This window comes from Sphingomonas sp., from assembly GCF_039595165.1.
Classification (GTDB): Bacteria; Pseudomonadota; Alphaproteobacteria; order Sphingomonadales; family Sphingomonadaceae; genus Sphingomonas.
In genome coordinates, this window is record NZ_JBCNMA010000093.1 from 1 (window position 1) to 13,256 (window position 13,256).

Below are 13,256 nucleotides of genomic sequence, written 5' to 3' on the forward strand. Positions count from 1 at the left end.
CGCTGGCGGCGACGAGACGAACGACGAACAGACGGGAATTTGAGTTGAGCGATACCGAAAACGACAAGCCGAAACTGGGCATGCGCCAGCCGCTGGGGCTGAAGCGCACGGTCGAGACCGGCAAGGTGAAGCAGAGCTTCAGCCACGGGCGCTCGAACACCGTCGTGGTCGAAGTGAAGCGCCGCCGCGTGCTCGGCCCGCAGGCGGGGCAGCCCGAGGCTGCGCCCGAGCCTGTGGTCGAAGCCGCACCGCCGCCGCCCCCGGCCCCCGCCCCGCGTCCGTCTGCTCCTGCGGGCGAGACCGCACAGGAGCGCCAGGCCCGCATGCTGCGCGAGGCCGAAGAGCAGCGCATGCACGCGCTGGAGGAAGCGCGCCGGCGCGAAGAGCGCGAGCGTGCCGAAGCCGCCGAGGCCGAGCAGCGCCGTGCCGAGGAGCGCGCGCGCGCCGAAGCCGAGGCTGCCAAGGCCCCCAAGGAAGAGCCGAAAGCGGAACCCGCGCCTGCACCGCGGCCCGCGGCGGAAGCGCCGCGTCCCGCACCGGCCGCGCCCGTGCGGCAGGAACCGGTCGCGGTGCAGCTCGATCCGGGCCGCCCGGCGCCGCGCCAGTTCACCCCGGTGCAGCGTCCCGAGATTCCGCGCCCGGCGCCGGCGCGTCCCGAGCCCAACCTCGCCGCGACCGGCAATGCCGGCGGCGGCGCCGCGCCGCGACCCGCGGGCGGCGCCAATCTCGGCCCCAATCGCGCGCCATCGCGCCCGCCCGAGCCGCAGAAGCCGCAGCAGCGCGACCGCAAGGGCGACGAGCGGCGCGGCGGCAAGCTGACCGTCAACCGTGCGCTCGGCGGCGACGACGGCGCGCGGGCGCGCAGCCTTGCCGCGCTCAAGCGTGCACGCGAGAAGGAAAAGCGCTCGCACATGGGTCCGCGGGAGCCGCAGGCGAAGCAGGTCCGCGACGTCCAGGTGCCCGAGGCGATCACCGTTTCCGAACTCGCCAATCGCATGGCCGAGAAGGGCGCCGATCTGGTCAAGGCGCTGTTCAAGATGGGCATGCCGGTCACGCTCACCCAGACAATCGACCAGGACACCGCTGAGCTGCTGGTGACCGAGTTCGGCCACAACATCGTCCGCGTCTCGGATTCGGACGTCGACCTGGCGACCGATGCGGTCGAAGATGCGCCCGAGACGCTGCGGCCGCGTCCGCCGGTGGTGACGATCATGGGCCATGTCGACCATGGCAAGACGTCGCTGCTCGACGCGCTGCGCGGCACCGATGTGGTGCGCGGCGAGGCCGGCGGCATCACCCAGCATATCGGCGCCTATCAGGTGACGCTCAAGGACAAGTCGAGGATCACGTTCCTCGACACGCCGGGCCATGAGGCGTTCTCGGAGATGCGCGCGCGTGGCGCGAACGTCACCGACATCGTCGTGCTGGTGGTCGCCGCGGACGACGGGCTGATGCCGCAGACGATCGAGGCGATCAACCACACCAAGGCGGCCGGCGTTCCGATGATCGTCGCGATCAACAAGATCGACAAGCCCGAAGCAAATGCCCAGCGCGTGCGCGAGCGCTTGCTCGAGCATGAGATCGTGGTCGAGGAGATGGGCGGCGAGACTCAGGACGTCGAGGTTTCGGCGCTCAAGAAGACCGGTCTCGACGAGCTGATCGAGAAGATCCAGCTCCAGGCCGAGCTGATGGAGCTCCAGGCCAATCCCGAGCGCGCTGCCGAGGGCAATGTGGTCGAGGCCAAGCTCGACAAGGGCCGCGGTCCGGTGGCGACGGTGCTCGTCACGCGCGGCACGCTCAGGGTCGGCGACGTGTTCGTCGTCGGCGCGGAAAGCGGCAAGGTGCGCGCGCTGGTCGACGACAAGGGCCGCCAGCTCAAGGAAGCCGGTCCCTCGATGCCGGTCGAAGTGCTCGGCCTGTCGGGCGTGCCGATGGCGGGCGACCTGCTCCAGGTCGTCGAGAACGAGGCGCGTGCGCGCGAGGTCGCGGAGTATCGCGCCAGCGTCATCCAGAACAAGCGCACGACCAATGCCCCCGCCAGCCTCGAGAGCATGTTCAGCGCGCTCAAGGAAAAGCAGGCGATGGAATATCCGCTGGTCGTCAAGGCGGATACCCAGGGCACGGTCGAGGCGATCGTCGCGGCGATCAACAAGATCAGCACCGACGACATCAAGGCGCGCGTGCTCCATGCGGGCGTCGGCGGCATCACCGAGAGCGACGTGAACGCGGCTGCGGCCTCGGGCGCGCCGATCATCGGCTTCAACGTCCGTCCGAACGCCAAGGCGCGCGAGATCGCCGATCGCCACAAGGTCGCGTTCAAATATTATGACGTGATCTACGAACTCACCGACGAGATCCGCGCCGGCATGGCCGGGCAGCTCGGTCCGGAAGCGTTCGAGACCGTGGTCGGCCGTGCGGAGATCCGCGAGGTCTTCTCGGCGGGCAAGCACGGCAAGGCGGCCGGTCTGCTCGTCACCGACGGTGCGATCCGCAAGGCGCTCAAGGCGCGCATCACGCGCGACGACGTCATCATCTATCAGGGCGAGATCGCATCGCTGCGCCGCTTCAAGGACGATGTCGCCGAAGTCCGCGCGGGCCTGGAGTGCGGCGTGACGTTCAGCCAGAACTTCACCGACATCAAGCCGGGCGACTATCTCGAGACGTTCGAGGTCGAACTGCGCGAACGGACGCTGTAAGTGAATCGCCGCCCTGACCCGGGTCGGGGCGGCGGAACCTGGTCATGAAACACAACGAAACCGCCGAAACCCGCTCCGTCCGCCTGCTGCGCGTGGGAGAGCAGGTGCGCCATGTCCTGTCCGACATCCTCGCGCGCGGCGAGGTGCATGACGATGTGCTCGCCAGCCATATGGTGAGCGTCACCGAAGTGCGCATGTCGCCCGACCTGCGCCACGCCACGGTGTTCGTGAAGCCGTTGCTCGGCAAGGACGAAGAGGCGGTGCTCAAGGCGCTGCGCACCAACACCGCCTATCTCCAGCGCGAGGTGGCGAGCCGGGTGAAGATGAAATATGCCGCGCGGCTCAAGTTCCTGGCGGACGAGAGCTTCGACGAAGGCAGCCATATCGACCAGCTGCTGCGCGACCCCAAGGTGGCGCGCGACCTCGATCAGCCGGAAGACTGATCCACAGCCTTTTCCACATATCCGTCCACGGCTTTGCCGCGGGAATGGATGAAAGCGGCGGGATCATCCGCCAAGGTCGGCGGTGATGGCCAAGCTCTATTTCTACTATGCCTCGATGAACGCGGGCAAATCGACCAATCTGCTTCAGGCGGACTTCAACTATCGCGAGCGCGGCATGCGCACGATCCTGTTCACTGCGGCGGTCGACGATCGGGCGGGCGAGGGGCGGATCGCGTCGCGCATCGGCCTTGCAGCGGAAGCGATCGGTTTCGATCCCGATATGGACCTGCGGCTGCGCGTCGAGCGTGAGGCCGATGCCGGGCCCGTGCATTGCGTACTGGTCGATGAGGCGCAGTTCCTCACCGCCGCTCAGGTCGACCAGCTTGCCGCGGTCGCCGATGTGCTCGGAGTGCCGGTGCTCGCTTATGGCTTGCGCACCGATTTCACCGGCGCATTGTTCGAAGGTTCGGCGCGGCTGCTCGCGCTCGCCGACGCGCTGGTCGAGATCAAGTCGGTGTGCCGCTGCGGGCGCAAGGCGACGATGAACCTGCGCGTCGATGCCGAGGGCCGCGCCGTGGCGCAGGGGGCGCAGACCGAGATCGGCGGCAACGACCGCTACATCGCGCTGTGCCGCCGCCATTTCGTCGAGGCGATCGCCGCGGCAGATTGAGCGTTGCGCTGGTGAAACGCTGCGGCCGACCCTAGATCACAGGCATGAATCCCGATTCCATCGTCTATCGCGTCGCCGTCTGGCTGATCCCGCTGGTGATCGCGATCGTCTTCCACGAGGTCGCGCACGGCCTCGTCGCGCGTGCGCTGGGCGATCCGACCGCGGCCGAACGCAAGCGCCTCTCGCTCAATCCGATCCGGCATGTCGATCCGATCGGCACGGTCGCGCTGCCGCTGATCCTCGCGCTCGCCAAGGCGCCGGTGTTCGGCTGGGCCAAGCCGGTACCGGTCGACTATGCGCGGCTGCGCAACCCGCGGCGCGACATGATGCTGGTGGCGCTGGCCGGGCCGGGGATGAACTTCGCCCTGGCGCTGGTGGGCGCGATATTGCTGGGCCTCGCCGTCCTCGGCGCGGACGGCGCGCAGCCGGGGAGTGTGATCGGCTTCGTGATCGAGAACCTGTTCAACTTCATCGCGGTGAACATCTTCCTGGCGCTGTTCAACCTGCTGCCGATCCCGCCGTTCGATGGCGGTCATGTGGTGCAGGGCCTGCTGCCGCCGCCGCTCGCCGAGCGCTGGGCGGCGTTCGGCCGGTTCGGCTTTCCGCTGCTGTTCATCCTGTTGCTCGTCGTCCCGTCGATCTGGCCCGAAGCCAATATCGTCGCGCGGCTGATCGCCCCGCCGGCGCAGGCGGTCACCGGCTGGTATCTCGCCGTCACCGCGGCGATCGCGGGCTGATGCATGGCTGGATCATTCTCGACAAGCCGCTGGGACTCGGTTCGACCCAGGGGGTGAGCGCGGTCAAGCGCGCGCTGCGCGAGGGCGGTTACGGAAGGTACAAGGTCGGCCATGGCGGCACGCTCGACCCGCGGGCGACCGGGGTGCTGCCGATTGCGGTTGGCGAGGCGACCAAGCTCGCCGGGCGGATGCTCGACAGCGACAAGATCTATGACTTCACCATCCGCTTCGGGAGGGAGACCGACACGCTCGATCTCGAGGGGCAGGTGATCGCCGAATCCGAGGTGTGCCCGTCGCCGGCCGAGGTCGAGAAGATCCTGCCGCGCTTCACCGGCCCGATCGATCAGGTTCCGCCCGCCTATTCCGCGCTCAAGGTCGACGGGGAACGCGCCTATGACCTTGCCCGCAAGGGCGCCGAGGTGACGCTGGCCAGCCGCGCGGTGACGATCCGCGCGCTCGCCCTGCGCGATTCGGCACCGGACAGCGCGACGCTCACCGCCCGTGTCTCCAAGGGCACCTATATCCGCAGCCTCGCGCGCGACATCGCACATGCGCTCGGCACGGTCGGGCATGTGACGATGCTCCGCCGGGTCAAGGCGGGCCCGTTCACGCTCGATTCCGCGATTTCGCTGGACAAACTGGCCGATGCCGCTAAGGGCCAGCGGCTTGAAGATTGCCTCCTGCCGTTGAGGGCGGGGCTGGACGACATCCCGGCTCTATCCCTCACCCCCGATCAGGCAGGACTGCTCCGCCAGGGGCAAAAGCTGGTCGGGATCGCCGCTGTCGATGGCCAACACTTCGCGCTGGACGGCGACACGCCGGTTGCGCTGGTCGAGGTTTCGGACGGAGACGTCCGTGTCGTCCGCGGCTTCAACCTGTAAGCCATGATGTCGAAGGAAAACACATGTCGATCACGCCCGAGCGCAAGGAAGCGCTCATCAAGGAACATGGCCGCGCTGGCGGCGACACCGGCAGCCCCGAAGTCCAGGTGGCGATCCTCACCGAGCGGATCCAGAACCTGACCGAGCACTTCAAGGGCCACGCCAAGGACAATCACTCGCGCCGCGGCCTGCTCATGCTGGTCAACAAGCGTCGCAGCCTTCTCGACTATCTTCGCAAGAAGGATGGGGAGCGCTACACCGCACTCATCGCGAAGCTCGGCCTTCGCAAGTAACCGGAAAGGCGGCCTTCGGGTCGCCTTTTTGCAATGCCGGGCGCATGCCCGGAACCCTTGGGGCCGAGGCGATCCGGCCGAAGCCCTGAAAAGGGGTGAAATCACCCCGCACCGCGCGAGCCGGACAGCTCGCACACAGGCCCCGGGCGCATAGGGCGTCCGGTCCAAAGGAAATCAAATGTTCGACAAGAAGACCGTATCGATCGAGTGGGGCGGACAGACCCTGACACTCGAAACGGGCAAGGTTGCCCGCCAGGCCGACGGCGCCATCATGGCGACGCTCGGCGAGACCGTGGTGCTGTGCGCCGTCACCGCCGCGAAGACCGTGAAGGAAGGGCAGGACTTCTTCCCGCTCACCGTCCACTATCAGGAGAAGTATTCGGCCGCGGGACGCATCCCCGGCGGCTTCTTCAAGCGCGAGCGGGGCGCGACGGAGAAGGAGACGCTGGTCTCGCGTCTCATCGACCGCCCGATCCGCCCGCTCTTCCCGGAAGGTTTCTACAACGAGATCAACGCCATCGCTCAGGTGCTGAGCTATGACGGCGAGAACGAGCCGGACATCCTCGCGATGGTCGCCGCCTCGGCGGCGCTGACCATCTCGGGCGTCCCCTTCATGGGCCCGATCGGCGCCGCGCGCGTCGGTTACCTGAACGGCGAGTATATCCTCAACCCGACCGACGAGCAGGTTGCCGAGGGCGACCTCGACCTCGTCGTCGCCGCCACCTACGACGCGGTGATGATGGTCGAATCCGAAGCCAATGAGCTGTCGGAAGAGGTCATGCTCGGCGCCGTGCTGTTCGCGCACGATGCGTGCCGCGAGGTGATCAAGGCGATCGTCAAGCTCGCCGAGCAGGCCGCCAAGGAGCCGTGGGAGCTGGACAAGGTCGAGGACAAGTCCGCGACCATGAAGAAGCTGAAGGACGCGATCGGCAAGGACCTCGCCGCCGCGTACAAGCTGACCAACAAGTCGGCTCGCCAGGACGCGATCAACGAAGCGCGGACCAAGGCGCGCGAGCTGTTCGCCGACCTCAAGGAAAGCGACCCGGCCCAGTATCTCGGCACCCTCAAGCTCGTGAAGAAGCTCGAGGCCGACATCGTCCGCGGCGCGATCCTCAAGGACGGCATCCGTATCGACGGCCGCTCGACCACGCAGATCCGCCCGATCGTGGCGGAGACGCACTTCCTCCCGCGCGCGCACGGCTCGGCGCTGTTCACCCGCGGCGAGACTCAGACCATCGCCACCTGCACGCTCGGCACCAAGGACGCCGAGCAGATGATCGATGGCCTGAACGGGCTCAGCTACCAGCATTTCATGCTGCACTATAACTTCCCGCCCTATTCGGTCGGTGAAGTCGGCCGCTTCGGCGCGCCGGGCCGCCGCGAAGTCGGCCATGGCAAGCTGGCGTGGCGCGCGCTGCACCCGGTGCTGCCGACCAAGGACGAGTTCCCCTACACGATCCGCCTGACCAGCGACATCACCGAGTCGAACGGCTCGTCGTCGATGGCGTCGGTGTGCGGGGGGTCGCTCGCGATGATGGACGCCGGCGTGCCGATCAAGCGCCCGGTCTCGGGCATCGCGATGGGCCTGATCCTCGAGGGCAAGGACTACGCGATCCTCAGCGACATCCTCGGCGACGAGGATCACCTCGGCGACATGGACTTCAAGGTGGCGGGCACGTCCGAAGGCATCACCACGATGCAGATGGACATCAAGATCGCCGGCATCACCAAGGAGATCTTCGAGGCGGCGCTCAACCAGGCCAAGGAAGGCCGCGCGCACATCCTGGGCGAGATGGCCAAGGCGCTGGGCGAAGCCCGCACCGAGCTCTCGGCCCACGCGCCGCGCATCGAGACGATGCAGATCGACAAGTCGAAGATCCGCGACGTCATCGGCACGGGCGGCAAGGTGATCCGCGAGATCGTCGCCACCACCGGCGCCAAGGTCGACATCGACGACGAGGGCGTGATCAAGATCAGCTCGTCGGACGTGTCGCAGATCGAAGCCGCGATGAACTGGATCAAGGGCATCGTCGAAGAGGCCGAGGTCGGCAAGATCTACAACGGCAAGGTCGTCAACCTCGTCGATTTCGGCGCGTTCGTGAACTTCATGGGCGGCAAGGACGGGCTCGTCCACGTCTCGGAGATCAAGAACGAGCGCGTCGAGAAGGTCTCGGACGTCCTCAGCGAAGGCCAGGAAGTCAAGGTCAAGGTGCTCGAGATCGACCAGCGCGGCAAGGTCCGCCTGTCGATGCGCGTCGTCGACCAGGAGACCGGCGAAGAGCTCGAGGACACGCGCCCGGCGCGCGAGCCGCGTGAACCGCGCGGCGATCGTGGCGACCGCGGCGACCGCGGCGACCGTCGCCGTGACGGCGGGCGTGGTGGCGACCGCGACCGTGGCCCGCGCCGCGAAGGCGGCGGTGATCGTGGCCCGCGCGGCGACCGCGGTCCGCGGCGCGAGCGCTCCGAGAGCAAGGACGAAGGCGGCGAGGACATCGGTCTGCCGGCGTTCCTGACCGGCGGCGACGACTGAGACCCACAAGCCTCAGGCTGAACCGAAAAGGGCTCCGGGAAACCGGGGCCCTTTTTCTGTCGGCGCCGAGAAGCGGCCAAAGGTTCGATCCGCGCGACCAGCGGATTCAATAACAAGTTGGTCGCGTTCGACGCTTGTTTGCGAGCGAAGTCTTGTCATTCCGGACATGAATCGACGGGGTCGCGACACCCGACTTCATGTCCCTTTGGCCAACTGGTTGGCACTTACCGGCGCGACTAGAAGCGATCTCGATCTAGGGCACGGGAAAGTTGTGGGTACATAAGATGGCACGATCCGATCTACGAAGGGATCGGCTTGCGGGGTTGCACGTGGCGCTCGCGCTCGTCTTGCTCCTGGCCGGCTGCAGCGGTGGCGGCGGAAGCGACAGCAACTCCGGCGGCGTGGTGACGCCGGTACCGACCCCCACCCCCTCTTCACCGACGCCGACGCCGACCGGCACCGTCACCCTCACGGCCTCGCCCGCCACCGTCGCGCCCGGTGCGTCGACCACGCTCAGCTGGACCAGTTCGGCCGGCGCGACCAGCTGTACCGCCAGCGGGGGCGCCGGATTCAATGGCGCGCAGGCGGCGAGCGGCAGCGTCACGGTCAGCCCGGGCGCGACGACCAACTATACGCTGAGCTGCACCTTCGGCTCGGGCCCGGTCGCGGGAACGGCGACGGTGACGGTGCAGGGTGCGCCGCCGGTCACCGGCGCCGCGGCGGCCTTCGCCAACCCCGACGATGGCGGCATCCCCGACCGGGGCCTGCATCCGCTCGCCTTCCCCACAGCAGTCGGCTTCGGCCGCGCCACCAGCGTCCGCGCGACCAATGCCGTGGTCTACAAGATCGACACGCTCGACGACGTCGCCAACCCCAATGACGGGAAGATCAGCTATCGCGAATGCGCGCTCGCGCTCGCCGTCACCACGCCCTATGCGATCCCCGCCGGGCGGCCGCGCTATTGCGTGTTCGACGTCGCCGGCGCGATCGTCCTGCAATCGCCGGCGCAGATCACCACGCCCAAGATCTACATCGCCGGCCAGACCTCGCCCGGCGGCATCGAGTTCCGGCTCGGCGCCAGCTACAATCCGGTCGATTCACTGATCGACACGCGGCGCGGCGGCAATCACATGATCCTGCGCCATGTCCGCACACGGCTCGGCGAGCATCCCGGGCGGTCGTCGGACAACGGCGATCCGATCCGGCTGCAGGGTACCAGCTTCCAGATCATCGACCATGTCTCGACCATGTTCGGCACCGACGAGAGCCTGGACACGGCGTGCGAGAATTGCACGATCCAATGGTCGATCATCGGGCCCAACATCTGCCTCAACGCGGGGCACAGCTCGTCGCTGCACTGCAAGACGTTCTTCCTCAAGCCGGCCAACAACGTCACCATCGCGCACAATCTGACTCAGCATGGCGACCAGCGCGGGATCAACATCGCGGTGGGCACCAACCCGGCGGCCGCGGGCAATACCGGCCAGACCGACGTCTTCAACAACGTGGTCTACGACTTCATCTCGGAGAGCGGGCTGATCTCCAACCAGTTCGGCAGCGTCTACGCCAATTACATCGGCAACGTGAACTTGCGCGGGCCACGCTACAATGCGAGCGACGGCAATTATCTGATGGCGCTCTACACGCCGGGCGGCGCGTCGGGCTTCGGCTTCAGCATCTACGCCCGCGACAATGTGACGCCGCGCACACGGATCGCCGGCCAGTTCGGATCGACCGTCACCGATCCCTTCGTCAATGCCGCGGGTTTCATCGACCATGTCGCGCCCTCGACGATCTGCGCGGTGACGCCGGCGGGGATCGCGGATTGCTCGCGCAACGGTCTGGGCGTGGTGCAGAACACGAGCTACGCGCTCGCGCCCGGCCGGTCGCTGATGTTCGACCCCGCCAAGATCACATCGCCCGAGCAGGCGTTGCGCGACGTGATGGCCTATGCCGGGGCGGACCGCTGTCGCGACGGCGCGTGCCGCGACAATGTCGACGCGCTCTATATCGACGATCTGCGCACCTGCGACGCATCGCCCTGGCTGTTCGCGTCGACCTGGGCGTCGAGCGTGGCGCAGGCCGGCGGCTGGGCGAGCCTGACGCAGGGCGCCGCCAAGACCGACACCGACAATGACGGCATGCCCGACGACTGGGAGCGCCGTTTCACCAACACCAACCCCAATGTCTGGGACGCCAACGACGACAAGGATGGCGACGGCTATCCCAACATCGAGGAATATCTGAACGCGCTGGCGCAGGACGACGTGCGCTATTCGGGTTTCGTCGGATCGGGCACGGGCCGGGTGCCCGCCTATAACTGCGGACGCCCGATGTACTGAGCGCCAGGGAGCGGACGGGCATGGCGCGGGCGCGATTGTTTTTTATGCAACCGTGCCCGCGCCTCTGGCGTGGTGACGGGGACGTACCGATATGCGCCGCCGCCCCATTCCTCCGACAAAAAGGGACCTTCCCATGCCCAGCCCAGCCCTGGCCTATGCCGCGCAATCGGCGACCACCCCGCTCGTCCCGTTCAGCTTCGATCGTCGCGACGTTCAGCCCGACGACGTCGCGATCGACATCCTGTTCTGCGGCGTCTGCCATTCGGACCTGCACACCGCGCGCAGCGAATGGGACGGCACGCTGTTCCCCTGCGTCCCCGGCCATGAGATCGTCGGGCGGGTGACCGCGGTCGGCGGCGCCGTGACCAAGTTCGCGGTCGGCGACCTCGTCGGGGTCGGCTGCATGGTCGACAGCTGCGGCGCCTGCCCGTCGTGCCACGACGGCGAGGAGCAATATTGCGAGGGCACCGGCTTCGTCGGCACCTATAATGGGCCGGACGCGCATCTCGGTGGCCACACCTTTGGCGGCTATTCGGACAAGATCGTGGTCAAGGAGGGCTTCGTGCTCCGGATCGGCCATGACGAGAAAGATCTCGCCGCGGTGGCGCCGTTGCTGTGCGCCGGCATCACCACCTATTCGCCGCTCAAGCATTGGGGCGCTGGGCCGGGCAAGAAGGTCGGCGTGGTCGGCATCGGCGGGCTCGGCCATATGGGCGTCAAGATCGCCGCGGCGATGGGCGCGCATGTCGTCGCCTTCACCACCTCGGAGAGCAAGCGCACCGACGCGCTGGCGCTGGGCGCGCACGAGGTGGTCGTGTCGCGCAATGCCGAGGAAATGGTCGCGCACGCCAACAGCTTCGACTTCATCCTCAACACGGTGGCGGCGAGCCACGATCTCGACGCCTTCACCGCGCTGCTCAAGCGCGACGGCACGCTGACGCTGGTCGGCGTGCCCGAGCATGCGCACCCCTCGCCGTCGGTGACGAACCTGGTGTTCCGCCGCCGCGCGATCGCGGGCTCGTTGATCGGCGGGATCGCCGAGACGCAGGAGATGCTCGATTTCTGCCAGGAACACGGCCTGACCGCCGACATCGAGATGATCGCGATGCAGGACATCGACGCCGCCTATGACCGGATGGTCAAGGGCGACGTCAAATACCGCTTCGTGATCGACATGGCCTCGCTCAAGGGCGCCGCCGCCTGACGCATGCGCAGGGGCTGGCGAGGCGCGCCGGCCCCCGCCATCATCGCGCGATGCGCCATCTGCTCCTGTTGCTCGCGCTGGCCGGCTTCGCCGCGATCTCCAGGCCCGCCGCTGCCGCGCCGGCGGAAGTTCGGGTCGCCTTCGACTTGCGCGGCGAGACCGGCGTGCATGCCTCTGGCGCCGCTGACCGGGCGACCGGCCGTCACGTCACGGCCGACGATCCGGTGCGGGTCGCGAGCATTTCCAAGCTGGTCGTCGCGCTCGGCGTGATGCGGATGGTGGAGGCGGGGCAGCTCGACCTCGACCGCGACGTGAGCGAGGTGCTGGGCTGGCGCGTGCGCAACCCGGCCTTTCCCGATGCGGCAGTGACGCTGCGGCAGCTGCTCTCGCATCGCTCCGGGCTGATCGATCCCGCTGAGTATCGCGTGCCGCTCGGCGAGCGGCTGGCCGGCATGGTGGTGCGGCCCGAGGCATGGGACGCGGGGCATCGGCCGGGGACCTATTTCCGCTATGCCAATATCGGCTTCCCGGTGATCGCGAGCGTGATGGAGAAGGCGGGCGGCGAGCGCTTCGACCGGCTGATGCAGCGGCTGGTGCTGGCGCCGCTCGAGCTCGATGCGTGCTTCAACTGGTCGACCTGCAGCGACGCGAAGATCGCCCGGCACGTTGTGCTGTATCGTTCGACCGGCGAGGTCGCGCTGGACGATCTCGGCGGCAAGCGGCCGCACTGTCCGGTGATCGTCAAGACGGGGTGCGATCTTGCCGGATACCGGCTGGGGGAGAATGGCGCGCTGTTCTCGCCGCAGGGCGGGCTGCGTGCCTCGATGCGCGACCTCGCGGCGATCGGGCGGATGCTGCTGCAGGGCGGCGGGCGCTTCCTGAAGCGGGGATCGATCGCCGAGCTGGAGCGCGTGGCGTGGCGGTTCGATGGCGCCAATGGCGACACCTCGAATGGCTTTTACTGCCAGTACGGGCTGGCGGTGACGACGCTGCCGACCCGCCGCGAAGGGTGCGCGGATGACCTGTTTGGCGACGGCCGCGTGCATGTCGGCCATGCGGGCGAGGCCTATGGGCTGCGGTCGGGGCTGTGGATCGACCGCAAGCGCGGCACGGGCGTGGCGTTCTTCGCCACTGCGACGCAGCCGGACAGCAAGGGCGTCACGGCGTTCAGCCGGGAGGAGGAGCGGCTCGCACGAGAAAGATGAGTGGGGAGCTTCTGTTGCCCGGTGCTCCCCGTACCGCTGGAATCCGCTTCTGTTGCCCGGTGCGGTCCAACCGCGCATTTTAGAGTAATCTTAGGCCGTTAAGCCGTGGGATTACGCCGCAATAGCGAGTGCTTCGTTATCGTTGGCACTTGTGTGTATGGGCCGTCGCGGTGGTCCCATTCCGAACGAAAACAGCGCTTTTCAACACACGTCGATCCTGGTTCGGCCCCGTCAGAAACGGTGTCCAGTACACCA

At 67.6% G+C, this 13,256-nt stretch carries 10 protein-coding genes and 1 other RNA gene; 10 read left to right on the forward strand and 1 reads right to left on the reverse strand.

Features of this window, described 5'->3' with window-relative positions; translation table 11 throughout:
• Positions 1-44 precede the first annotated feature (44 nt).
• The 10 genes from infB (at position 45) to ABDV68_RS14090 (ending at position 13,001) form a co-directional block, all read left to right on the forward strand.
• Positions 45-2,696 (forward strand): translation initiation factor IF-2, encoded by a 2,652-nt coding sequence (gene infB / locus ABDV68_RS14045; RefSeq protein WP_343520683.1) that lies wholly within the window; start codon positions 45-47, stop codon positions 2,694-2,696.
• A 44-nt stretch (positions 2,697-2,740) separates the two neighbouring features.
• Positions 2,741-3,139 carry a 30S ribosome-binding factor RbfA gene (gene rbfA, locus ABDV68_RS14050; protein ID WP_343520684.1) on the forward strand — a complete coding sequence of 133 codons (399 nt, stop codon included), beginning with the start codon at positions 2,741-2,743 and terminating at the stop codon, positions 3,137-3,139.
• Between the two features lie 85 nt (positions 3,140-3,224).
• The gene (locus ABDV68_RS14055) at positions 3,225-3,809 is read left to right on the forward strand and encodes a thymidine kinase (RefSeq protein ID WP_343520686.1); all 585 of its coding nucleotides are present in this window, start codon (positions 3,225-3,227) and stop codon (positions 3,807-3,809) included.
• A 44-nt stretch (positions 3,810-3,853) separates the two neighbouring features.
• Complete coding sequence (locus tag ABDV68_RS14060; protein ID WP_343520687.1) at positions 3,854-4,546, forward strand: site-2 protease family protein; 693 nt, start codon at positions 3,854-3,856, stop codon at positions 4,544-4,546.
• The gene (gene truB, locus ABDV68_RS14065) at positions 4,546-5,427 is read left to right on the forward strand and encodes a tRNA pseudouridine(55) synthase TruB (RefSeq protein WP_343520689.1); all 882 of its coding nucleotides are present in this window, start codon (positions 4,546-4,548) and stop codon (positions 5,425-5,427) included. The genes ABDV68_RS14060 and truB overlap by 1 nt, the downstream gene beginning before the upstream one ends.
• A 23-nt stretch (positions 5,428-5,450) precedes the next feature.
• Entirely contained in the window at positions 5,451-5,720 is a 270-nt protein-coding gene (gene rpsO / locus ABDV68_RS14070) for a 30S ribosomal protein S15 (protein WP_343520690.1), read from the forward strand.
• 178 nt (positions 5,721-5,898) lie between these two features.
• Complete coding sequence (gene pnp, locus ABDV68_RS14075; RefSeq protein ID WP_343520691.1) at positions 5,899-8,250, forward strand: polyribonucleotide nucleotidyltransferase; 2,352 nt, start codon at positions 5,899-5,901, stop codon at positions 8,248-8,250.
• Positions 8,251-8,579: 329 nt separating this feature from the next.
• Entirely contained in the window at positions 8,580-10,592 is a 2,013-nt protein-coding gene (locus ABDV68_RS14080; protein ID WP_343520692.1) for a hypothetical protein, read from the forward strand.
• A 133-nt stretch (positions 10,593-10,725) separates the two neighbouring features.
• Positions 10,726-11,796 carry an NAD(P)-dependent alcohol dehydrogenase gene (locus ABDV68_RS14085; RefSeq protein WP_343520693.1) on the forward strand — a complete coding sequence of 357 codons (1,071 nt, stop codon included), beginning with the start codon at positions 10,726-10,728 and terminating at the stop codon, positions 11,794-11,796.
• 50 nt (positions 11,797-11,846) lie between these two features.
• Complete coding sequence (locus ABDV68_RS14090) at positions 11,847-13,001, forward strand: serine hydrolase (protein ID WP_343520694.1); 1,155 nt, start codon at positions 11,847-11,849, stop codon at positions 12,999-13,001.
• On the opposite strand, the gene ssrA is transcribed toward ABDV68_RS14090, so the two are convergent.
• Positions 13,001-13,256: a transfer-messenger RNA gene (gene ssrA / locus ABDV68_RS14095) on the reverse strand; the annotation flags it as partial. The two genes, ABDV68_RS14090 and ssrA, sit on opposite strands and share 1 nt — an antisense overlap.

Bases quoted from the DNA above. Each gene is read 5' to 3' on its own strand.
- rpsO (WP_343520690.1), top strand. From the start codon at position 5,451: ATGTCGATCACGCCCGAGCGCAAGGAAGCGCTCATCAAGGAACATGGC.
- rbfA (WP_343520684.1), top strand. From the start codon at position 2,741: ATGAAACACAACGAAACCGCCGAAACCCGCTCCGTCCGCCTGCTGCGC.
- ABDV68_RS14090 (WP_343520694.1), top strand. From the start codon at position 11,847: ATGCGCCATCTGCTCCTGTTGCTCGCGCTGGCCGGCTTCGCCGCGATC.
- ABDV68_RS14055 (WP_343520686.1), top strand. From the start codon at position 3,225: ATGGCCAAGCTCTATTTCTACTATGCCTCGATGAACGCGGGCAAATCG.
- pnp (WP_343520691.1), top strand. From the start codon at position 5,899: ATGTTCGACAAGAAGACCGTATCGATCGAGTGGGGCGGACAGACCCTG.
- ABDV68_RS14060 (WP_343520687.1), top strand. From the start codon at position 3,854: ATGAATCCCGATTCCATCGTCTATCGCGTCGCCGTCTGGCTGATCCCG.
- ABDV68_RS14085 (WP_343520693.1), top strand. From the start codon at position 10,726: ATGCCCAGCCCAGCCCTGGCCTATGCCGCGCAATCGGCGACCACCCCG.
- truB (WP_343520689.1), top strand. From the start codon at position 4,546: ATGCATGGCTGGATCATTCTCGACAAGCCGCTGGGACTCGGTTCGACC.